Origin of the sequence: Pseudomonas sp. 1912-s, from assembly GCF_029269205.1 — a bacterium.
Lineage (GTDB): Bacteria > Pseudomonadota > Gammaproteobacteria > Pseudomonadales > Pseudomonadaceae > Aquipseudomonas.
Genome location: NZ_JARIXR010000001.1, coordinates 207,061 through 221,341, shown reverse-complemented (window position 1 = coordinate 221,341; position 14,281 = coordinate 207,061). Strand labels below are relative to the sequence as shown.

11 protein-coding genes and 2 pseudogenes are annotated in these 14,281 nt (G+C 63.4%); 4 read left to right on the top strand and 9 right to left on the bottom strand.

Annotation, left to right across the window (positions count from 1 at the left end; translation table 11 throughout):
- Positions 1-47 precede the first annotated feature (47 nt).
- From P3C29_RS00945 to P3C29_RS00935, 3 genes and pseudogenes are all read left to right on the top strand, one after another.
- Positions 48-854 carry a TatD family hydrolase gene (locus tag P3C29_RS00945; RefSeq protein WP_275963718.1) on the top strand — a complete coding sequence of 269 codons (807 nt, stop codon included), beginning with the start codon at positions 48-50 and terminating at the stop codon, positions 852-854.
- A gap of 96 nt (positions 855-950) precedes the next feature.
- Positions 951-2,433, top strand: a pseudogene (locus P3C29_RS00940) (methyl-accepting chemotaxis protein).
- A 108-nt stretch (positions 2,434-2,541) separates the two neighbouring features.
- A pseudogene (locus P3C29_RS00935) lies at positions 2,542-2,784 on the top strand (terminase); the annotation flags it as partial.
- Positions 2,785-2,818: 34 nt separating this feature from the next.
- On the opposite strand, the gene P3C29_RS00930 reads toward P3C29_RS00935, so the two are convergent.
- The 3 genes from P3C29_RS00930 to P3C29_RS00920 all read right to left on the bottom strand — a co-directional run bounded on the left by P3C29_RS00930 (position 2,819) and on the right by P3C29_RS00920 (position 4,855).
- The gene (locus P3C29_RS00930; protein WP_275963717.1) at positions 2,819-3,616 is read right to left on the bottom strand and encodes an acyl-CoA thioesterase domain-containing protein; all 798 of its coding nucleotides are present in this window, start codon (positions 3,614-3,616) and stop codon (positions 2,819-2,821) included.
- Between the two features lie 101 nt (positions 3,617-3,717).
- Positions 3,718-4,482: a CHAD domain-containing protein gene (locus P3C29_RS00925; RefSeq protein WP_275963716.1), complete on the bottom strand. Its 765-nt coding sequence runs from the start codon at positions 4,480-4,482 to the stop codon at positions 3,718-3,720.
- Positions 4,483-4,576: 94 nt separating this feature from the next.
- Complete coding sequence (locus P3C29_RS00920; protein ID WP_010176194.1) at positions 4,577-4,855, bottom strand: hypothetical protein; 279 nt, start codon at positions 4,853-4,855, stop codon at positions 4,577-4,579.
- A 217-nt stretch (positions 4,856-5,072) separates the two neighbouring features.
- Here P3C29_RS00920 and P3C29_RS00915 point away from each other — a divergent pair, with 217 nt between their 5' ends.
- Positions 5,073-6,110, top strand: a complete 1,038-nt coding sequence (locus tag P3C29_RS00915) for a patatin-like phospholipase family protein (protein ID WP_010176195.1) — start codon at positions 5,073-5,075, stop codon at positions 6,108-6,110.
- A gap of 129 nt (positions 6,111-6,239) precedes the next feature.
- On the opposite strand, the gene P3C29_RS00910 is transcribed toward P3C29_RS00915, so the two are convergent.
- From P3C29_RS00910 to kdpF, 6 genes are all read right to left on the bottom strand, one after another.
- On the bottom strand, positions 6,240-6,935 hold the full coding sequence (locus P3C29_RS00910; protein ID WP_201122430.1) for a response regulator: 696 nt from the start codon (positions 6,933-6,935) through the stop codon (positions 6,240-6,242).
- 37 nt (positions 6,936-6,972) lie between these two features.
- Positions 6,973-9,624 (bottom strand): sensor histidine kinase KdpD, encoded by a 2,652-nt coding sequence (locus P3C29_RS00905; RefSeq protein ID WP_275963715.1) that lies wholly within the window; start codon positions 9,622-9,624, stop codon positions 6,973-6,975.
- Between the two features lie 144 nt (positions 9,625-9,768).
- The gene (gene kdpC, locus P3C29_RS00900) at positions 9,769-10,314 is read right to left on the bottom strand and encodes a potassium-transporting ATPase subunit KdpC (RefSeq protein ID WP_010176199.1); all 546 of its coding nucleotides are present in this window, start codon (positions 10,312-10,314) and stop codon (positions 9,769-9,771) included.
- A 67-nt stretch (positions 10,315-10,381) separates the two neighbouring features.
- Positions 10,382-12,439: a potassium-transporting ATPase subunit KdpB gene (gene kdpB, locus P3C29_RS00895; protein WP_275963714.1), complete on the bottom strand. Its 2,058-nt coding sequence runs from the start codon at positions 12,437-12,439 to the stop codon at positions 10,382-10,384.
- A gap of 12 nt (positions 12,440-12,451) precedes the next feature.
- Entirely contained in the window at positions 12,452-14,146 is a 1,695-nt protein-coding gene (gene kdpA, locus P3C29_RS00890) for a potassium-transporting ATPase subunit KdpA (protein WP_010176201.1), read from the bottom strand.
- Positions 14,147-14,155: 9 nt separating this feature from the next.
- Entirely contained in the window at positions 14,156-14,245 is a 90-nt protein-coding gene (kdpF, locus tag P3C29_RS00885) for a K(+)-transporting ATPase subunit F (protein ID WP_003218754.1), read from the bottom strand.
- Positions 14,246-14,281: the final 36 nt, after the last annotated feature.

The window sequence follows — 14,281 nt, the reverse complement described above, 5'->3', positions numbered from 1 at the left end:
AATCTACAGCTCTGATATGCTTTCCGACCGCAGGCGGAGGTAGCACCATGCAACTCATTGATATCGGCGTCAACCTGACCAACCCAAGTTTCGACGAAAAGCACCAGGCCGTTCTCGAGCGTGCCTACGCCGCCGGGGTGAGCCAATTGGTGCTCACCGGTACCAGTGTCGACGGCAGCGAACAGGCCCTGGAGCTGTGCCAGCAGTTGGACGAAAGCGAGCAACGCCTGTTCGCCACCGCCGGTATCCACCCCCACTCCGCGAGTGACTGGAATGCCGAAAGCGCCAGGCGCCTGCGCGGTTTGCTCAAGGAGAGCCGTGTACGTGCGGTGGGTGAATGCGGACTGGACTTCAACCGGGACTTCTCGCCGCGCCCCCAGCAGGAAAAAGTCCTCGAAGAGCATCTGGCCCTGGCCGTGGAGCTGAAACTCCCGGTATTCCTCCACGAGCGCGACGCCAACCAGCGCCTGCTGGAAATCCTGCGGGACTATCGCGATCACCTGTCGGCCGCCGTGGTGCACTGCTTCACCGGCGAGCAGCGCGCATTGTTCAGCTACCTCGACCTCGACCTGCATATCGGCATCACCGGCTGGATCTGCGACGAGCGTCGCGGGACGCACCTGCATCCGCTGGTCAGGGAAATTCCCCGGGGCCGTCTGATGCTGGAAAGCGACGCGCCCTACCTGCTGCCACGAACCCTGCGGCCCAAACCGAAAAACGGTCGCAACGAGCCGGCCTATTTGCCGGAGGTCCTGCGGGAAGTGGCCTTGCACCGCGAAGAGACCGTGGAAGACCTCGCGCAACACACTACCGCTTGCGCCCGCGCGTTTTTTGGATTGCCTGTGCCGGATTGACGCGGCGCATTGACCCATATCAAAACCTGTTGACTCGATAGCGGCACAATAATGGCACCTTGCCAATGCTGTTTCCGCTATCAGAGAAAACCTTCCATGGGTGCCTGGCTTAGCAACATCTCACTGAAGTACAAATTCTGGGCCGTCAACGCGGTCGCGTTCATCACCACCCTGTTGCTGGTGTTGTACGCCGTGCAGCTCGAACAGCAGGCCCGCAGCCACGCCTCCCAGGCGTCGGCGCAAGCCCAGGCGCACTTGCTCGGTGCCTGGCCTGCCGGCCAGCCACTGCCCAAGGGCGAGCACTGGCTGACATTTGCCAAGGGCAAACTCCCACAGCTGGGCGACCAGGATCTGTCAGCCCTCGACTCGGCCAACGGCTGGGTGGATATCAACCCCATGCCACTGTTCGGCGAAAACCCGCTGATGGGCGCCGAGGTGATCGCCCGCGCCGACGGCCAACACGTCGCCGTGCTGGCCTACGCCCCCAGCCTGAGCCAGGTGTTCGAAGAACGTTTCGCCAACTACGCGGTGGCGGTCATGATCCTGATGCTGGCGATGCTTGGCGCCTCACAGTTGCTGATCCGTTTTCTGCTGAGCCAGCTCAACACCTTGAAAGACGTGATGCTGCACGTCGAGAAAACCGGCGACCTCTCGGCCCGCGTGCCCCTGGCCTGCAAGGACGAGGTCGGGCAGATGGCCAGTGCCTTTAACGCGATGCAGGCGGGTTATCAACGGGTGGTCAACACCGTCGCGCGCACCGCCAAGCAACTGGACGACGGCGCCGCACGCCTGGCCAGCAGCATGAACGAGGTGCAGCACGGCATGCTCGGCCAGCAAAGCGAAACCGACCAGGCCGCCACCGCAATCAACGAGATGACCGCGACCGTCTACCACATCGCCCAGCACGCCGGCGCTACCCGCGACCTGTCCCAGACGGCCGACACCCTCGCCGGCAGCGGCCAGGAAGTGGTCAGCCGGGTACAGCGCTCGATTGCCGGGCTGTCCACCGGCGTGCAGCAGACCGCTGAAATGATCCAGAAACTGGCCGAGGACAGCCAGAAAATCAATGGGGGTGGTCGGGGTGATTCACAGCATCGCCGAGCAGACCAACCTGCTGGCCCTGAACGCCGCCATCGAAGCCGCCCGCGCCGGCGAAATGGGTCGGGGCTTTGCCGTGGTCGCTGATGAGGTGCGCAACCTGGCCAAGCGCGTGCAAAGCTCCACCGATGAAATCACGCGCATGGTTTCGGCCCTGCAAGCCGGCACCCGGGACGCGGTGGACTTCATGCAGGAAAGCTCGTTCAAGGCCGACGACTGTGTGCAACAGGCTCAGGAAGCCGGGATTGCCCTCGCCGAAATCACCGGCGCCGTGGCGCAAATGCGCGAGAGCAACACGCAGATTGCCGTCGCCGCCGAACAACAAAGCCATGTGGCCGAGGAAATGAATCGGGCAGTGGTGAGCATTCGAGACGTCACCGAGAACACCGTGCAACAGACTGTGGACTCGGCGACCACCAGCAATGAGCTGGCAACCCTGGCCGGGGAGCTGAGCAAGGCCATCGGCCAGTTGAAGCTGTAAACCTTAAAGGGACGGCTATGGCCCCCATAGCCATCCTTGATTCGCCGCCCCACCCTGCCCGGCCTACACTCTGTTCAAGATGTTTCAACGGACAGAGGAATCACGATCATGGGCAAACGTCATCCAAATCTCCCCGCCTGGCAATGGCGCACCCACCCGCAAAATCATCAGCATGGGACCAATCAAGTGTTGCAACTGCTGGCGCTGCCCCTGCTGGTGATCGGCTTCCTGTTGATGGTGTCCGGGGTGTTCAGCGAGAACCCGGCAAGTGTGGCTATTGGCGTTGTCGGCATTGTGGCGGCACTGGCATTGCAGCACCACGGTCGTCGCCTGGAGGCCCGCGCCAGCGACGCCTCCCATGACCAACACCTGCTGGTCTGAAGCCTCAGGCGAACACCACCACCGACTGACGGCTGATAGCAATCAACTGGCCGTCGGGGCTCCACAGCTGCGCAGCGGCATGCCCGTAGCCGTCGCGGGCATGTTCGATATGGACCAGGTACTGGCACCAGTCCAGGGTGCTGAGGGTTTGCAGCGGCTGCACGAATTCGATGGTCCAGGTCAGGGTGCTGCCCGCGGCCGGTTGGGTCAGGTGCGGTAACACCGACGGGGGCCACGCATCCACCAGCGCCAGGATATGCGCTTCGGTCAGCGGCTCTTCTTTCACATCGCCACGCAAGCGCACCCAGCCGCCCATCTCACGGGATTTATTGCCGGTGAACGGCAAGCCTCCCACACTCCAGCGCATCGCCAGGTGCCGCATGAACTCCGGTGTCACCCCTTTGATGTAAGGCAACTCCTGGCACTCATCCCAGTGTTTGAAGGTGGGCGCCGGTTCGGCTTCAACATCGATCTGCGATGGCCGCGAGGCGCCAAAACTGGCCTGCACCAGGGTCATCACTTCACCGTTCTGCACCACACGCCCCAGCAGTTGGCTGACAGCCTTGCCTTCGCGCAGCACTTCGACTTCGTAGCTTGCCGAAACATCCGGCGCCACCGGGCCGACAAAGGTAATCGCCAGCGAACGCAACGGGCGATCTGCCGGAACCTGCGCACGCAGGGCTTCGTATTGCAACGCCACCACCAGGCCGCCAAAGGTGGCACGACCCTGGGCCCATTCGGCAGGGATCGAAACGTCCAGGGGATGGTTGCGGGCAGCGTCGAGCAAATCACTAAAGCGCATGGCGATCTCAACTTGAAAAAAGGATTGAGGGATCTTAACCACCCGGCCTGCGCCGTACAGCACCTATTCCAGCCAAAAAGCCGGACAGATAGGCCGCGGACTCAAGCGAAGCAGTCAGCGCTCAGCTTATCCAGCACACGATCCGCCTGCCCTTCGGCCTTGGCCATGGTGCGGTGCCAGCCGGGCACGCACGGCTGCAAATCGGGCTCGTGCCCGGCTTGCGCCAGCCATTGCCAGCAATCGTGCCAATCGCCGAGGGCGCCTTGAGCGGCCTTGAGACGGGACACGGCTTTGGGGGGCAGCTTGTCCAGCTCGGGATAAGCCTCGGCCGCATAACGCACGCGCTTGATCAACAGGCGCAGGCGATGACGGTCATGGTTCGGGTCGTGGAGTGCCTCGCCGAGCCGGTTCCATTGCTTGGCCAATCGTTTTTCAATGCGCGCGCGCAGGCCCTTGAGCAGCTTCTGCCGTTGGGAAGCGCGGATAAAGCGGGGGAATGCCTCGAGGATCAACAGCAGTTGCGCCAGCTCCGGCCCTTGTGCGACCGAGCGGTAGGTGGCCGCCTGCTGCCGGGTGCGCCGGTCAGCCGCCTCGTGATAGCCGTGCTGATGGAGGTACGCGGCCAGCACTTCACGGTCGCGAAAGGGTGTAGTCAGTTGGCCGACGGCGCTGGCGGCCTGTTCGAGTTGCTCGACACCGGGCAACCCGCGCAATGGCCGCAACAGGCTGCGCAAGCGCCGCACGGTGGTGCGCAGGTCATGCAGGGCCTCGTCGTCCGTGACGGCGGCGAGGCGCGCCTGGCAGTTCAGCAACCCTACTTCCAGGCCAATGACCTGAGCGACCAACTGATCTACCAACCCTGCCATGCGCTTCCCCTGTTAACTGACTGGCGTGGCGCCTGGCAATACAAACGCCACGTACAACCCTAACGATTACCGCTCCCTGACACCCTGACCGGGATCAACGCCCTGCACGAGACTCACGAATATAGAAGCGGGCTTTTTCGGCCTTGTTCGAGCAGCCTTCGAAGGCTTCGAACTGCTGCTGGGTCTTGGCGCCAGTCAGCAATGAAAGGGCCTTGGAATAACTCACGGTGCCGGCAAAGCCTTCGGCCTTGGCCAGGTCCAGTTCGTGCCACGCAGCGTCCAGTTGCGTGCCGCAGCTGTCGCGATAAGCAGTTTTCCCGGCACAACCGGCCAGGGCCAACACGATCACAGGCACACACATCCAGGCTTTCATCAAATGACACCTCAAGAAAAGAAAAAACAGTCACAGGTGTAGACGTTGCCTACACCGAAAAGTGCCTTATCCGACTGCCTGAATCCGCAGTGCCGATTGCCAGAGCATACCCGAGCAGAGTAGCCCGATCGCGAAAATAATCGGTTGCAGCGCTGATGATTGAAGCGCGCCCCTTGATGGGTGCATTGTGGTCATCTGTTTTGCAAAGGATCAGGTCATGAAGAAACGTGTTGCATTGGTGCTGGGCTCCGGCGGCGCCCGGGGCTACGCCCATATCGGCGTGATCGAGGAAATTGAAAAGCGCGGCTACGACATCGCCTGCATCGCGGGCTGCTCCATGGGGGCAGTGGTCGGCGGAATCTATGCCGCAGGCAAGCTGGACGAGTATCGAAACTGGATCGAAAGCCTCGATTACCTGGACGTGCTGCGCCTGGTCGACGTGAGTTTTCGCCTGGGGGCGATCCGTGGCGAAAAGGTCTTTGGGCAGATCCGCAAGATCGTCGGCGAGATCAATATCGAAGACCTGCGCATTCCCTACACCGCCGTGGCGACCGACCTGACCAACCAGCAGGAAATCTGGTTCCAGGAAGGCTGCCTGCACCAGGCCATGCGCGCCTCGGCGGCGATTCCCAGCCTGTTTACCCCGGTGATGCAGGGCAACCGCATGCTGGTGGACGGCGGCCTCTTGAACCCTTTGCCGATCGTGCCGGTGGTGTCGAGCCACTGCGACCTGATCATTGCGGTCAACCTCAACTCCACCAACCAGAAGCACTACACGCTGCCGGTGATCCAGCGCCCGCCGGCGTTCAGGAGCCGCTTCGATAACCTGGTGCGCTCACTGGGTTCGCACTTGCCGTTTCGCCGCAAGCAGGCCGAGCAGTTGTTAATGCTGGAGCAAGAAGCGCTGTTGGCCCAGGCTGCCGATATCAACCCGTGGCTGGAGTCTGCCGAACCCGAGGCGCAGCAGCCGGCGGCCGCACCGGAAAAGGCCGGCGCGCCGAAGTCGGCGACCGGTTCGTTCATCATCGATAACGTGGGGCCGGCGTCGCTGCTGGATTTGATCAACCAGAGTTTTGAGGTGATGCAGACGTCGTTGGCGCAGTACAAGATCGCCGGGTACCCGCCGGATATTCTGATCAACGTGCCGAAGCGGGTTTGCCGGTTTTTCGAGTTTTACAAGGCGCCGGAGTTGATCGCACTGGGGCGGGAGATTGCCAGCGATACACTGGACCGGTATGAGAGTGAGCAACACTGACGCTTTATGAGCAGTGCTTTTGTGGCGAGGGAGCTTGCTCCCGTTGGGCTGCGTAGCGACCCCAAAATCCTGGGAGCGCTGCGCACGCCAACGGGAGCAAGCTCCCTCGCCACAGGTTGAGCTAACGCTTCAGGCTTCGGTGTTCAATAGCCGATACCCAACGCCGGCCTCAGTCACGATAAACCGTGGCTGAGTCGGATCATCTGCCAGCTTCTGGCGCAGGTGCCCCACCACAATCCGCAGGTAATGGCTGTCCTCGGTATGGGTCGGGCCCCAGATATCCTTGAGCAGTTGCTGCTGGGTAATCACCCGCCCGGGATGCCGCGCCAGCTGCGCAAGCACCGCGTATTCCTTGCGGGTCAGCGCCACTTCGACACCGTCAAGCAGCACCCGGCGATAGGCCAGGTCTACCGTCAACGGGCCAAAGCGCAACGCCGCTTCCTGGGCCTCCCCCGCCGGCGCCTGGCGCAGCAACGCGCGCACCCGCGCGAGAAACTCCTGGATGCCAAACGGCTTGGTCACATAGTCATTGGCGCCGTTGTCCAGCGCCTCGACTTTTTGCACTTCACTGGCTCGCACCGACAACACCAGCACCGGTACCGCGGACCACTCACGAAACTCACGCAGCACCTGCTGGCCGTCCATGTCCGGCAGGCCGAGGTCGAGCACCAGCAGGTCCGGTTTACTCAAGGCGGCCTGGGCCAGGCCTTCGTTGCCGGTGCCGGCCTCGATCACTTTGTAGCCCTGGGAGGCCAGGCTGATACGCAAGAATTTGCGGATCTGCGGTTCGTCGTCAATGACCAAAATCGTCGCAGTCTGGCTCATGGTGTCCAATCAAAATCCGTGAAGAAAAGAGGGTAGCTCAAGGTTCGCTTTCCAGGCCAGGCTGGGCCTGCAATGGCAGGAATAAAGTGATGCAGGTGCCGCGGCCTTCAATGCCGTCGGCCACGCTGATATGCCCGCCGTGGGCACCGACCATGCCCTGGCAGATCGCCAGACCGAGCCCGGTGCCCTGCCCGCCACGATCACCTCTGGCGGCGGTGTAGAACATGTCGAAAATTTTCGCACGCTCCTCCTCGGGAATGCCCGGGCCTTCATCGGCGACGGCAAAAAACAATTGGTTATCCACCACGCCCGCGCTGAGCTTCAAGCGGCCTTGGGGCGGCGAGAAGCGTGCGGCGTTTTCCAATACGTTGACCAGCGCCTGCTCGATCAAGGCCGCATGCACGTAGAGCAGTGGCAGCTCGGGCGGTACGTCGGTGGTCACTTGCAGCGGCGCCAATACCGCGCGCAAGCGGCCCAGGGAACTGCCGACGATATCGCCGGGAGAAACCCAATCCCGCGCCAGCTTCAGGGCGCCGTGGCCCAGGCGGGTCATGTCCAGCAGGTTCTGGATGTAGCGGTCGAGGCGCTCGGCTTCATCGCGGGTGCCTTCCAGCAACTCCCGGCGATCCTCCAGGGGAATCGCCTCGCCGAGGGCCAGCAGGCTGTCGATGCTGCCGCGCATGGAGGTCAGCGGCGTGCGTAAATCATGGGACACCGAGGCCAGCAAGGCACTGCGCAATTGCTCGGTTTCGCCGTGCAGGCGCGCCGCTTCCAGTTCCTGGCCGAGTTGCGCACGGGCCAGGGCCTGGGCCAATGGCTGGCTCAAGGCGGTGAGCAGGCGACGGCGTTGGCCGCTCAATTCGAGACCGGCTTTCGGGCTGACACCCAGCAGGCCCAACGGCCCCTCCTCGCTGGACAACGGCCACCACCACCAGCGACCAAACGGCAAGGTGCCGGTGCCCATGCCTGCCGGCTGATCATGCTGCCAGGCCCAATCGGCGGCGGCGCGTTCGGCTTCGGTGAAGGTGATCGGGCCGCCGGTCTCGACCTTCCAGTCGCCCTGGCCGTCGCGGTTAAGCAGGCACAATTGCAGGTCGCTCCAGCCTTCCAGATGGTGCGCGGCGGCACTGATCACCGCCTGGCGATCGGTGGCGGCGGTGAGCTTGCGCGACAGGTCGAGCAGCTCGGTGGTTTCTTCCTGGGTATCGCGCAACGCCTGCAACTGCCGACGCTGGCGCGCGGCGAGGTTGCCGGTGAGCGCCGCCATCAGCAGGAAGAACAACAGCGTCAGCACGTCCTCTTCACGCTGGATCGCGAAAGAGAAATTCGGCGGGATAAACAGGAAGTCGTAGCTCAGGAAGGACAACGCCGCACACGCCAGCGCCGGGCCCAGGCTGCTGCGCACCGCCACCAGGAGCACGGCGGCCAGGAACACCAGCGAGATGTTCGGCAACGGCAGCACACTGGCGACACCCCAGGCGACGGCCGCCGCGATCACGGTCGCTACCACCGCCAGCGCATAGTCAAACCACACCAGCCCACGCACATCCGGCAGGCGTGGCGGGGCCGGGATTTCGTCGCTGTCGAGGACGTTGATTTCCAGGCCCCGGGCATTACGCAGCAGGCGCGCGGCCAAGCCGCCGCCAAACAGATTACGCCGCCAGCGCGGCCGCGATTGCCCCACCAGAATCAAGCTGGCCCGCCGTTCGGCCGCATGCTGGATCAGCGTCTTCGCCACCTCCCCCGCCCGCAGCAACACCACTTCACCGCCAAGGCGCTCGGCCAGTTGCTGGGCGTTTTGCAGGCGCAGGCGCGACTGCTCGTCACGCACCCGGCCGTTATCCACGTGCACCAGGCTCCACGGCAAATGCCGACGCTGGGCCACGCGGCTGGCGTGGCGCACCAGGCGTTCGGCCTGGGCATCGCCGTCCACGCCCACCAGCAGCCGGCCGCGCACGGCGGGCGCGGCCTGGCCCAGTTGGCGGTAACCCTGGGCCAGGTCGTCGTCGACGTGGGCCGCAGCGGTTTGCATCGCCAGCTCGCGCAGGGCCATGAGGTTGGTCTGGGTGAAGAAGGCGTCGATGGCGGCGCGGGCCTGTTCCGGCACGTAGACCTTGCCGTCGCGCAAACGCTCCAGCAGTTCGCGGGATGGCAGGTCGATCAACAGCAGCTCGTCGGCTTCCTGCAGGACCCAGTCGGGCAAGGTCTCGCGCACTTGCACGCCGGTGATACCGCGTACCTGGTCGTTGAGGCTTTCCAGGTGCTGGACGTTGACCGTGGTGAATACGTTGATGCCGGCAGAGAGCAATTCCTGGATGTCTTGCCAGCGTTTTTCGTGACGGCTGCCCGGGGCGTTGCTGTGGGCCAGCTCGTCCACCAGCACCAGTTTGGGCTTGGCGGCGAGCAGGCCATCGAGGTCCATTTCCTCCAGCATCACGCCGCGGTATTCGGAGCGCAGCAGCGGCTGTTGCGGCAGGCCGCTGAGCAAGGCTTCGGTCTCGGCGCGGCCGTGGGTTTCCACTACGCCGGCGATCAGTCGCACGCCCTGGCGCATCTGAGTGTGGGCCGCCTGGAGCATGGCGTAGGTCTTGCCCACGCCGGGAGCGGCGCCGAGGAAGACTTTGAGCCGGCCGCGGCCGTCCCGTGGCAGTTCGGCTAACAGGGCATCGGCGCGGCCGGAGTCGCTCATGCGGGCAGTCTTCCTTCAGGTGTTGATGTGGATTTCTTAAGTCAGCCTTCGCGAGCAAGCCCGCTCCCACTTTCGACCGCATTCCAAAGATGAAACTCAGTCAACTGTGGGAGCGGGCTTGCCCGCGATTGGCGGCGCCACTGCTTACAACTTTTCCAAGGCCATGTTCAGCGCCAAAACGTTCACCACCGGCGGCCCCACCAGCGGGCTTTCGATGTGCTCGTCCATCAGGCGCTCCAGGGTCGCCACCGGCAGATTACGCGCGGCGGCTACCCGGGCCAGTTGATAGGCAATCGCCTGTGGTGGCAAGTGTGGATCAAGACCGCTGCCGGAGGTAGTCAGCATGGCCATCGGCACCGGCCCCTGGCCTGGCACCAGCAGTTTGTTGGCGTCGTCGAATACCCGGGTAGCCAGCGCCGGGTTGCTTGGGCCGAGGTTGCTGGCACTGCTGGAAACGGTAGCAAACGCACCCGCAGATGGCCGTGGGTGGAACCAGCCGTCACCGGTGAAATCCTGGGCAATCAGGCTCGAACCCCGCACCTTGCCGCTGGCATCGTGTACCAGGCTGCCGTTGGCCTGGTCGGGGAACGCGACTTGCGCCACACCGGTGACAACCAGGGGATAGGCCACGCCGGTGATCAGCGACATCAACACCAGCAGGCTCAGGGCCGGGCGGATCATGTTGGACATTTCAAATTCCTCAATTCGGTCATTGCAACCTGCAGGCGCCGGTGTGCCGGCACCTGCAGGCATCGGGTCAAACCAGGTGCAGCGCGGTCAGCAGCATGTCGATCGCCTTGATGCCCACAAACGGCACCACAATCCCGCCCAGGCCGTAGATCAGCAGGTTGCGACGCAGCAACGCCGCCGCGCTCGCCGCCTGCACACGCACACCGCGCAGTGCCAGCGGGATCAGCACCACGATGATCAGGGCGTTGAACACGATGGCCGAGAGGATCGCGCTCTGCGGGCTTTGCAGGTGCATCACGTTGAGCACACCCAGTTGCGGGTAGATCGAGGCGAACAGCGCCGGCAGGATCGCGAAGTACTTGGCCACATCGTTGGCGATGGAAAAGGTGGTCAGCGCGCCTCGGGTCACCAGCAATTCCTTGCCGATCTGCACCACGTCCAGCAGCTTGGTCGGGTCGCTGTCGAGGTCGACCATGTTGGCGGCTTCACGGGCGGCCTGGGTGCCGTCGTTCATCGCCATGCCGACGTCCGCCTGGGCCAGCGCCGGGGCGTCGTTGGCACCGTCGCCGCACATCGCAACCAGGCGACCGTCGTTCTGCTCATGACGAATGCGTGCCAGCTTTTTCTCTGGAGTGGCTTCGGCCAGCACATCATCCACGCCGGCTTCAGCAGCAATCGCAGCAGCGGTCAGCGGGTTGTCGCCGGTCACCATCACGGTGCGGATCCCCAGCTTGCGCAGCTCGGCGAAACGCTCGCGAATGCCGGGCTTGACCACGTCCTTGAGGTGAATCGCGCCGAGCAATTTGCCGTCGGCACACACCAGCAACGGGGTGCCGCCGCTCTGGGCGATCTTGTCGATTTCCCGGGACAGTGCCGGTTGCAGGTCGCGGCGTTGCAGGCCAATGAAGGCCAGCAGCGAATCCACCGCGCCTTTGCGGAACACGCGGCCCTGGTAGTCGACACCGGACAGGCGGGTTTCCGCGCTGAATGGCACGGAGGTCAACTCATCCGTCGACGGCTCGGCTTGCGGGTGCAAGCCGCGCAGGTATTCGACGATGGACTTGCCTTCGGCCGTGTCGTCCGCCAGGGACGCCAGCAGCGCGCCTTCGGCCAACTCCTTGCCGCTGACACCGGGCGCGGCGATCACGTTGGTGCAACGACGGTTACCGAACGTGATGGTGCCGGTCTTGTCCAGCAACAGTACGTGCACGTCCCCCGCTGCTTCCACCGCGCGACCGGATTTGGCGATCACGTTGAGGCGCACCAGGCGGTCCATACCGGCGATACCGATGGCCGACAACAGGCCGCCGATGGTGGTCGGAATCAGGGTAACCAGCAGCGCTACCAGAAACACCAGCGGCAGGTTGCCATTGGCGAAGTGGGCGAACGGCTGCAGGGTCACGACCACCAGCAGGAAGATCAGCGTCAGGCCGATCAGCAGGATGTCCAGCGCGATTTCGTTGGGGGTTTTCTGGCGTTTGGCGCCTTCCACCAGGGCGATCATGCGGTCCAGTGTCGACTCGCCAGGGTTAGCGGTGATGCGGATCATCAGCCAGTCCGAGACCAGGCGGGTGTTGCCGGTGACAGCCGAGCGGTCGCCGCCGGATTCGCGGATCACCGGGGCGGACTCACCGGTGATTGCCGCTTCGTTGACCGCGGCAATACCTTCGATGACTTCGCCATCGCCCGGGATCATTTCCCCGGCGGCCACACGCACCACATCACCTTTGCGCAGGCTGGTGGCCGGCACGACCTTGAAGCTGCCATCGGCTTCCTTGCGGCGCGCGCTGAGGCCCTCGCTGCCGGCCTTGAGGCTGTCGGCGCGGGCCTTGCCGCGACCTTCAGCCAGGGCTTCGGCAAAGTTGGCAAACAGCACGGTGAACCACAGCCACACGGCGATTTGCACCGCGACGTAGGTCGGTACGGCCACCTCCGGCACGAAGCACAGAATCGTGGTGAGGATCGCAGTCAGCTCGACCACCAGCATTACCGGCGAGCGTTGCAGTTGGCGCGGGTCCAGCTTGACGAAGGCCTGGACCAGCGCCGGGCGCCACAGGGCCGAGATTGCGGTCTTGGCCGGCTCCTGGGTCTTCACGGGAGCCGCGTTTTTTGCAGGCATATTCATTTTCATATCCCCTTAGAAGCCCATGCTCAGATGTTCAGCGATAGGCCCAAGTGCCAGCGTCGGCAGGAAGGTCAGGCCGCCCACCAGCAAAATGGTCACGGTCAACAGGGTCACAAACAGCGGGCCGTGGGTCGGGAAGCTGTTCTGGCCAATCGGTGCGGTCTTCTTCATCGCCAGGCTGCCGGCCAACGCCAGAACCGGGAGGATGTAGCCGAAGCGGCCCAGCAACATCGACAGGCTCAACATCAGGTTGTGGAACGCGGTGTTGGCGCTGAAGCCGCCGAACGCCGAACCGTTGTTGGCACTGGCCGAGGTGTAGGCGTACAGCAACTGGCTGAAACCGTGGGGGCCAGGGTTACTGATGGCACCGGCCGGGCCAGGCAGGCTGGCGGCGATGGCGCCCAGTACGAGGGTACCCACCGGCATCACCAACAAGGTCACCACCAGCAATTGCACTTCCCGGGCCTGGAGTTTCTTGCCGAGGTATTCCGGCGTGCGGCCAATCATCAGGCCGGCGAGGAACACCGCGATCAACACGTTGAGCAACATGCCGTACATGCCGGCACCGACGCCGCCGAAGATCACTTCGCCGACCATCATGTTGACCAGCGACACCATACCGCTCAGCGGGTTGAGGCTGTCTTGCATACCGTTGACCGAACCGTTGGACGCGGCGGTGGTAGCCACCGACCACAACACAGTGCCGGTAGTGCCGAAGCGCGCTTCTTTACCTTCCTGCGGCGCGGCCTGTTCCACCGCCGGGTTGTTCAGCGCCGGGTTGGGCTGGTACTCGGCCCACATCGCGGTTGCACCGCCGATGATGAACAAGGCCAGCATGCAACCGAGGATCGCCCGGCTCTGACGCAGGTCTTTCACGTAATGGCCAAAGGTGAACACCAGCGCTACGGGAATCAGGATGATCGCGCCCAGCTCAAACAGGTTGGCCCAGGCAGTCGGGTCCTCGAACGGATGCGCCGAATTGACCCCGAAGAAGCCACCGCCGTTGGTGCCCAATTGCTTGATCGCAATCTGGCTGGCGGCCGGCCCCAGTGGAATCACCTGGTCAACGCCTTGCATGGTCACGGCGTTAACGTAGTGAGCGAAGGTTTGTGGCACGCCCTGCCACACCAGGAACAACGCAAACACCAGGCACAACGGCAACAGGCCGTAGAGGGTGGCGCGGGTCATGTCGACCCAGAAGTTGCCCAAGGTCTTGGTGGATTTGCGACCGATCCCACGGCACAACGCGACCAGTACGGCGAGGCCGGTGGCGGCACTGACGAAGTTCTGCACGGTGAGGCCGACCATCTGACTGAGGTAGCTCAGGGACGCTTCACCGCTGTAGTTCTGCCAGTTGGTGTTGGTCATGAAACTGATCGCGGTGTTGAACGCCAGGGTCCATTCCTGACCCGGTAATTTCTGCGGGTTCAGCGGCAGGTATTCCTGGAACACCAGGATGCCGAACAGCAGCACAAAACCGGCAAGGTTGAACGCAAGCAACGCCAGCGCGTATTTCTGCCAGCTTTGCTCCTGGTCTGCATCGACACCCGAAAGGCGATAGCAAACACGCTCAACCGGGCCGAACACCGGCGTGAGCCAGGTTCGCTGCCCTTCCATTACCTTGTAGTAGAACCGCCCCAGGGCCGGTGCCGGAATCAGCACCAAGGCAAAGAAGGCGATGATCAGCCAATAGTCATAACTGTGCATAGCCTGCTCCTAGTTCCGATCCGCGCGTAGCAGCGCAACCAGCAGATAAATGAACAGCGCCACAGCCAACAGCAGTGACACCCCGTCCAGAACGCTCATGGAAGTTTCTCCGTCGTGCGGCGACTGCCGCGTGTA